8 protein-coding genes are annotated in these 7,946 nt (G+C 29.2%); all 8 read left to right on the forward strand.

What is annotated here, in order from left to right:
* The first annotated feature begins 12 nt into the window (after positions 1 to 12).
* The gene (locus tag ABWP20_RS02980) at positions 13 to 1,791 is read left to right on the forward strand and encodes an ABC transporter ATP-binding protein (RefSeq protein WP_353093585.1); all 1,779 of its coding nucleotides are present in this window, start codon (positions 13 to 15) and stop codon (positions 1,789 to 1,791) included.
* A gap of 113 nt (positions 1,792 to 1,904) precedes the next feature.
* Positions 1,905 to 2,876, forward strand: coding sequence for an MBL fold metallo-hydrolase (locus tag ABWP20_RS02985; RefSeq protein WP_353093587.1), 972 nt, complete (start codon positions 1,905 to 1,907; stop codon positions 2,874 to 2,876).
* Between the two features lie 50 nt (positions 2,877 to 2,926).
* Positions 2,927 to 4,096 (forward strand): iron-containing alcohol dehydrogenase, encoded by a 1,170-nt coding sequence (locus ABWP20_RS02990; protein WP_353093589.1) that lies wholly within the window; start codon positions 2,927 to 2,929, stop codon positions 4,094 to 4,096.
* Between the two features lie 105 nt (positions 4,097 to 4,201).
* A complete protein-coding gene (locus ABWP20_RS02995; RefSeq protein ID WP_353093591.1) occupies positions 4,202 to 5,128 on the forward strand; it encodes a 1-phosphofructokinase family hexose kinase in 927 nt (308 codons plus the stop codon).
* A gap of 16 nt (positions 5,129 to 5,144) precedes the next feature.
* Complete coding sequence (locus ABWP20_RS03000; RefSeq protein ID WP_353093593.1) at positions 5,145 to 5,699, forward strand: hydrolase; 555 nt, start codon at positions 5,145 to 5,147, stop codon at positions 5,697 to 5,699.
* Positions 5,700 to 5,764: 65 nt separating this feature from the next.
* Positions 5,765 to 6,700 carry a DUF5700 domain-containing putative Zn-dependent protease gene (locus tag ABWP20_RS03005; RefSeq protein ID WP_353093595.1) on the forward strand — a complete coding sequence of 312 codons (936 nt, stop codon included), beginning with the start codon at positions 5,765 to 5,767 and terminating at the stop codon, positions 6,698 to 6,700.
* 63 nt (positions 6,701 to 6,763) lie between these two features.
* Entirely contained in the window at positions 6,764 to 7,372 is a 609-nt protein-coding gene (locus tag ABWP20_RS03010; protein ID WP_353093597.1) for a DUF3298 and DUF4163 domain-containing protein, read from the forward strand.
* Positions 7,373 to 7,469: 97 nt separating this feature from the next.
* Positions 7,470 to 7,946 (forward strand): metallophosphoesterase family protein (locus tag ABWP20_RS03015; RefSeq protein WP_353093599.1); only part of this gene is annotated, 477 nt, incomplete at its 3' end.

Below are 7,946 nucleotides of genomic sequence, written 5' to 3' on the forward strand. Positions count from 1 at the left end.
GGAGAAAATAGCATGAAAGAAAATGAATACAGAAGAATGAGAAATTCTATAAAGAGAATAATGAAATATATTTATGAAATTTCTCCGAAATACTTTATTGTCAGTCTATTATTTACAATACTAGTAGGTTTTACATCCGCTATGTCAATCTGGGCAACTAGATTATTGATTAATGGAATAGTTAAAACTACTCTAAATAAAGGCAGTAACTTTATAAGAATATTGATTATTTATGGGATAACCAATATTCTCATACAATTTATTCAATCTATAGATAGCTATGTAAGTTCAAATCATCAATTAAAGATAAATTATAAAATGAATATGGATGTATTGAAGAAATGTAAAGAGTTAAGGTTACAGGATTTTGAAGACTCAGAAGTCTATAATATCCTGGGCAGAGCCGAGATGGAAGGGCAAATAAAAGGCTATATAGCATATAAAAACATACTCTCAATAATAACACAGATAGCTTCAATAGTGTCTATTTCAGTAATAATCCTTTCCTGGGATTCTTATGTTTTTCTACTAGTATTAATAACACCAATTATATCAACTGTAGTAAATACAAGAATAGGATATAGGAACTATAAAATGCGGATGGAAAGGATGAAAGAAGTTCGTCAAACTTCATATATAAACTATCTACTTACTAATGATATAGCATGTAAAGAAGTAAAAGTATATAATATAGGATCATATCTAATCGATACATTTTCGAGGATAAAGAAAAAGATACTAAACCAAGACTCACATATCATTAGAATAAATACACTTTGTTCCATAGGATTAAGTTTAGTGGAGGAATTAATCAGCTTATTTATAGTATTTAGAGTTGTAGAGATGGCGACAATAGGGAAAATCCTAGTAGGAGATACAGTGGCTTATATAGATAGTCTAAGCACAATACAATCAAATGTAGGTAAATTTTTAAAGAGTTTGTCTGAGATTTACAACGATATTTTATATGTAGAACAATTTTATAAACTATTGGATTTAGAGATATTGGGAAATGAAGATAGGATAATAGAAATAGATGAAATCAAGGAAATTGAGTTTAAAGAAGTAAGTTATGCTTATGAAGGTTGCAATAACAATACTCTTTTCAATATAAATATTAAGATTGAGAAAGGTGATCTTATAGGTATAGTAGGGGAGAATGGATCAGGTAAGACTACTTTTATAAAACTTCTATGTGGATTTTATGATAATTATCGGGGAGAAATATTGATAAATGGAATAGAGTTAAAGAAAATAAATTCCAATAGCCTAAGGAAAAGAATGGGAATAATATTTCAAGATTTCAATAAATATGAAATGACATTAAGGGAAAATATCGGATTTGGAGATATTAATGAAATAAACAATGATGAAAAAATACTAAGGGCTTTAGAAGAAGTAAATTTAAAAGATAAAATCAATAGATTTGCAGAAAAGATAGATACTCAAATGGGTAAATGGTTCGGAGGAGAGGAGCTATCCAAAGGGCAATGGCAAAGAATAGCATTAGGAAGAGCATTTATAAGAGATGCAGATGTATATATATTAGATGAGCCAACTTCTTCTTTAGATCCAATATCTGAGAAAGAAATTTTTAATTTAATGATAGATAAAAGCAAAGAAAAAACAAGTTTCTTTATTACCCATAGATTGGAAAATATAATAGAAATAGATCCTAGGATTATTGTATTTTCTGATGGAGAAATTGTTGGAGATGGAAAGCATAAAACCTTGAAAGATAATTGTGCAAGTTATGAAAAGCTATTAGGAAATATTGTTTATAGTAAATGATAGACTATAAATAAAAGCCTAGGGACATATTAGTGTCCCTGTTTTAAATTAATTTGACAACTCTTATATAAAAAAATATTATATAGTTAATATACTAAGGTGAGGTGGATAATTTGGTTACAAAGGTATATGAAAATATATATATGATTGAAGTAGTATTACCTAACAATCCTTTAAAGGCATTAAATGCCTATGTAATAAAAGGGGAAGACAAGTCTTTGATAATCGATACTGGGTTTAACAGAGAAGAATGTATTGATGCTCTTTTTCAGGGATTGAGAGAGCTTAATATAGATATAAAAGATACAGAATTATTTATAACCCATTTACATGCAGACCATTCAGGAATGGCATCTATTTTTAAGAATGCAGGAGTAAAAATCTATGCAGGAGAAGTAGATGGAAGATTAATCAATGAAATGACATCAATGTCATACTGGGAAAGATTTGAAGAGTTTAAAGTTTTATTTGATTTAGAGAAAGATGGAGTAAATTTTTCTGAGCATCCAGGATATAAATATTGTTTAAAAGAACCTGTGGAGTTCATATACATGAAAGAAGGCAAGGGTATACAGGTGGGAGATTATTTCTTTGAAGTAATTGATATTCCAGGTCATACTCCTGGACATATTGGATTATATGAAAGAAATCATAAGTTGTTTTTCTGCGGTGACCATATATTAGATAGGATTACTCCAAATATTGCTTTTTGGGGATTTGAGGAGAATATTTTGGCTACATATTTTAATAGTTTAGCTAAGGTATACTCTTATGATATAGAGTATTTATTTTCAGCTCATAGAAATATAATTAGGGACCATACTAGACGAATTAATGAGTTAATGGCTCATCACAAGGAAAGACTTGGGGAGGTACTTGATATCCTAGAGGAAGGAGAATTATCTGTAAGAGATGTGGCTGCAAGAATGCATTGGAGTATAAGAGCTAAAGATTGGGATGACTTTCCTATTCCACAGAAATGGTTTGCAACTGGAGAAGCCATGTCACATCTGGAGCATTTATATTATACTGGTAAACTTAGTAAAGAAATGAGAGATGGAAAATTGTTTTATAAATTAAAATAGTTTTATTTGGGTATAAATAACAGGAAAAAGATTATGGAGGGGATGATCACATGCTTAATTTCAATTATAATATTCCTACAAAGGTGTTCTTCGGAAAAGGGAAAATAGAAGTATTAGGTAAGCAGATAAAGAAATATGGTTCTCGAGTACTTTTAGCTTATGGTGGAGGAAGTATTAAAAAAAATGGTGTATATGATGATGTAGTTAAGGCTCTAAGAGAAAATAATATTCCGTATTATGAGCTTTCAGGGATTGAGCCAAATCCAAGGGTAGAATCAGTAGCAGAAGGTGTAAGAATATGCAGGGACAATAATATTGATTTTATTTTGGCAGTAGGTGGGGGAAGTACTATAGATTGCTCTAAAGCCATAGCTGCGTCTTATTATTATGAAGGGAATCCATGGGATTTAGTTATTGGTAAAGCTAGAATTGAAAAAGTTTTACCTATAGGTAGTGTACTTACATTATCAGCTACTGGTTCGGAAATGGATGCAGGTGCTGTAATAACTAATATGGAAACTAATCAAAAATATGGTTTTGGACATCCGGAGTTTTTTCCTAAGTTTTCAATTTTAGATCCAGCATATACTTACACTGTATCGAAATATCAAACAGCATCAGGTGTGGCTGATATTATGAGTCATACTTTCGAAGTATATTTTAGTAATGAAAAGGGAGCATATCTACAGGATAGATTGGCAGAGTCCATACTAAAAACTTGTATTAAATATGGTAAAATTGCCATAGATGAACCAGAGAATTATGAAGCAAGGGCAAATCTTATGTGGTCTTCATCCTTAGCTATTAATGGATTATTAGCATATGGCAAGAATTCTAGTTGGTCAGTTCATCCATTAGAGCATGAATTGTCAGCATATTATGATATTACACATGGTGTAGGATTAGCTATATTGACACCTCATTGGATGGAACATGTATTAGATGAGAGTAATCTTTGGAAATTTGTTGAATATGGAGTAAATGTATGGGATATAGATTCTAGTCTTGATCATATGGATATAGCTAAGCAGGCTATTGAGAAAACAAGTCAGTTCTTTAAATCCATGGATATTCCAATGACCCTAAAAGAAGTTGGTATAGATGATAAGAAACTTGAAATAATGGCAAGAGCTTTGATAGAATATAAAGAAGGACCTGTTGGAAACTTCAAGGCATTAGATTATGAGGATGTACTAAGTATTTATAAAAAGTCACTGTAAAGATAGTGAATAGTTTTAAAAAAGATAATAAAAATCTCTGATACTCTCAACTATTAGCTTCTGCTATTAACTATTCATTATAAAGAGGGGAGACAAGGATATTAGATGATTTTAAATATAGATTTAAACCCTACTTTAGATAGAAATTACATTTTAGATAATGTGCATTTAGGTAAGGATAATAAACCTAAAGCTTTTGAATGTATTCCTGGAGGAAAAGCTTTTACTGCATCGGTTCTATTAGATACTTTCAATGAAAAGTTTTTTATTACTGGATTTCTTGGCGGCATAAATGGAGAATATTTTCATAGAAAATTATCGGAGATGAAAATGGCTCATGAGTTTATACCTATAAAAGAAGAAACTAGAACAGTTATTAGATTGCAAGATGAAAAGAATAATACTATTATTTCTGAGGAAGGTCCAAGGATTACTCGGGAAGAAGTAGTAAGTTTTTATGAATTATATGCTAATCTAATGGAACGTACCGATATTATTTGTGGTTTAAGTTCTTCTTTGCCTCAAGGTGTACCAAAGGAGATTTTCTTTGATTTAATAACATTAGCTAATAAAAAAGGTAAAAAATTTATTTTAGATGTAGGAATAGATGAACTACCTCATGGAATAGATGCTGTTCCATATATGGTATTATTTAATCAGAGAGAGTTAGAAGATTTCATGAAAGTAAGTTTACATTTTGAAAATGAAATAATTAAGGCAGGAAGATATATCCTAGATAGAGGTGTAGAATTTGTAGTTATAGATCTGCAGAATAGAGGAAGTTTAGTATTAGGTCAAGAAAAAGGCTACAGAGTAGAGATTCCTTATTTAGGTAATAGGATCAGAGATTATAATGGAATGTCTGCTGGATTTGCTTTAGGAATTAATAGAAATTATGATATTGAAATGACCATAAGATTAGGGCAGGCCTTTGGACTTATATCTAATTTAGAGCATAATATAATAAAAGTTGAAGTAAGTGATATAAAAAAACTTATGGGACAAGTAGAGATTTATCCTATTAATTATTAGATGAAGGAGTGGCATAATGGGGAAATATACATTAAATAAAGAGAATACAATATTATTTGTTATTGATATTCAAGAAAAATTAACTTCAGTAATGAAATATAAGGACCAGATAATTAATAATACAAATATATTAGTCACTGCAGCTAGAGAAATGGATCTTCCTATAATAATTACAGAGCAATATCCTAAAGGAATAGGTCCCACAGTAACGGATATAAAAGAAACAATTGATAATAATAATGCAAAAATATTTGAAAAAAATAGTTTTACTGCATATATAGATGGTGTTAAAGAAGCATTAGAGGCAACTGGCAGAAAAAAAGTAATCATAGTAGGTATGGAAGCACATATATGTGTTTTCCAAACTGCTAGGGATTTAATAGATAATGGTTATGAAGTATTTATCCCAAGGGATGCTGTATGCTCAAGAACTAAGGAAAACTTTGAGAATGGACTAGAACTAATGAAAGATGTAGGTGCAGTTATATCAAATACTGAATCCGTTGTATTTGATCTTTTAAAAGTATCGGGAACTCCAGAGTTTAAGGTATTATCAAAATTAATTAAATAGAAATGAAGAATACTCCTCTCTTAAAGCCATATATATTTATTATAACGCTTTAGGAGAGGGTTTTTGTGAAGATTAATATCGAAGGAATTAAATTGCTTGAAGAAATATTAGAAGATAGTTATATTGATTATAATAAATTAATTTTATTTACAAAATCAAAAGGAATAAAAGGTTTCATAGAACATGAAAGAAGCTTTAATAGAAATATTAGTAACTCACTAATAATAGAAGAATTAATAAAATTAAAAAGAGATAAAGATTATAAGGATAAATATGATTTTTATATATTGAGGGAAAACATATCTATATTAAAAAAAGAAATATTATATATAGAAGAAAATGAGGATAAGATCATAAGAGAGGCATTGGAGAAGGTGTATAAATTTATACCAAAGGATATAAAGATTCAACCTAATATTTATATCTATGTAGGTGGAATAGATGGGGGATTTACAGTATATAGAAAAAATATATTTATTAACTATATAAAATACATAAATAAGCCACAGGAATTCGTTAAGATAATCAGTCATGAATTATTTCACTGTAGAGCCTTTTCTCTAAGTAATAAATTTAAAAGTTTATTTACTGATAATTTTAGTAATCCATATATTTATGAAGTGTTAGGAAAGATTTTCGAGGAAGGAATTGCATGTCTCATACAGCATGGAAATAATTTGGAAGAAGATGACCCAGCAGGGACCCTTACAAAAGAAAAAATAAGCATAATAGATAAGAAACTTCGAGACTTAGATTATCTCTTATTAGGAATAAAACAAGGTAATATAAACTACTTTAGAATGGAAATATTGGATATTTATGCTATAGGGTATTATATAACTAATTCATTATATGATTTCTATGGTAAGGAAGCACTATTGCCTTGGATAGAAAACTGTGATTATAAAAATTTAATAAGGTCATATATTAAAGCTTCCAAAGAAATTAGAAAAAATTCAGGATTTACTGAGGAAATTGAGAAATGGCTGTTAGAATTATAAAAATTATCACTAACTCCTTTATATTGCATATTTTATAGTAATAAATACAAAGGAGTGAAGGCTATGGCTGAAAATATATTCCCCATTGAAATTAAAACTTTAAAACTAGAGATGAATAGATTGGAAATATATTATCCTCAAGTATATGGACTAGAAGATATATATGTAGAGGATATGATTAATAATTCAATACTAGAAGCGATATATAATCAAATAGTTCAGCAAGGATATTATGAAAATCCTGAAATGCAAATAAGTGGCACATGGGAACTTAAAAACAATGACAAGGGAATACTTTCTCTAACTTTAATAAATTATGAATTTTCTGGGGGAGCCCATGGATTAACATTAGTTAAAGGATTAACTTTTGATATAAAGACTGGAAGGTTATATGAATTAAAGGACCTTTTTAAACCAGGGTCTGACTATGTAAAGGTTTTATCTGAGGAAGTTGAGGAACAAATTGAAGACAGGAAAATTCAAACTTTGGGAGAGTTTAAAGGTATAAGACCTAATCAGGATTTTTATATATCTGATTTATCCTTAACCATATTTTTCCAAGAATATGAAATAGCACCTTATGTATATGGAATACTCTATTTTCCTATTTCCATATATGAAATACAGGATATCATAGATGAAAATGGTCCACTAGGAATAATGATATCTTAGATATTAAGCTAGCTTGTAAGCTGGCTTTTCTTTTTATTAGTATTTACTTATAATTATATGATATAATTTTAATACCATGATTTGGAGGTGAAATACTTTGATTAAATTTATCCATACAGGAGATTTGCACCTTGGTCTAAAGTTTAGAAATGTTTCTTTTAAGCAAGAGAAAGCCATAGAGAGAAGAAGAGAATTATGGTCTACTTTTGAGAGAATAGTGAATTATGCTAGAGATAAAGAAGTAGATTTTCTGCTAATTGCTGGTGATTTATTTGAAGAAACTTATTTTACCATAAGTGATATTACTAGAGTGAGAGATACCTTTAGGGCTATTGAAAATATAAACGTTATCATATCAGCTGGAAATCATGATTTTAATGGAAGAAGCTCCTTATATAATAGAATAGAATGGACTGATAATGTTACTATCTTTCATAATGATGGAATTCAGAGAAAAGAATTCGAGAACTTAAACACTGTAATATATGGTTATAGTTGGGATTCCGTTGAAATTCGTGAAAATAAATTATTTAATCCTTTAGAGGAAGTAGATAATACAAAAAATAATATATTA

Source organism: Tissierella praeacuta (assembly GCF_040396155.1).
Taxonomy (GTDB): domain Bacteria; phylum Bacillota; class Clostridia; order Tissierellales; family Tissierellaceae; genus Tissierella; species Tissierella praeacuta_A.

What these genes read in the sequence shown, in the direction of transcription:
- ABWP20_RS02980 (WP_353093585.1), top strand. Translation starts at nt 13, where the DNA reads ATGAAAGAAAATGAATACAGAAGAATGAGAAATTCTATAAAGAGAATA.
- ABWP20_RS02990 (WP_353093589.1), top strand. Translation starts at nt 2,927, where the DNA reads ATGCTTAATTTCAATTATAATATTCCTACAAAGGTGTTCTTCGGAAAA.
- ABWP20_RS02995 (WP_353093591.1), top strand. Translation starts at nt 4,202, where the DNA reads ATGATTTTAAATATAGATTTAAACCCTACTTTAGATAGAAATTACATT.
- ABWP20_RS03000 (WP_353093593.1), top strand. Translation starts at nt 5,145, where the DNA reads ATGGGGAAATATACATTAAATAAAGAGAATACAATATTATTTGTTATT.
- ABWP20_RS03010 (WP_353093597.1), top strand. Translation starts at nt 6,764, where the DNA reads ATGGCTGAAAATATATTCCCCATTGAAATTAAAACTTTAAAACTAGAG.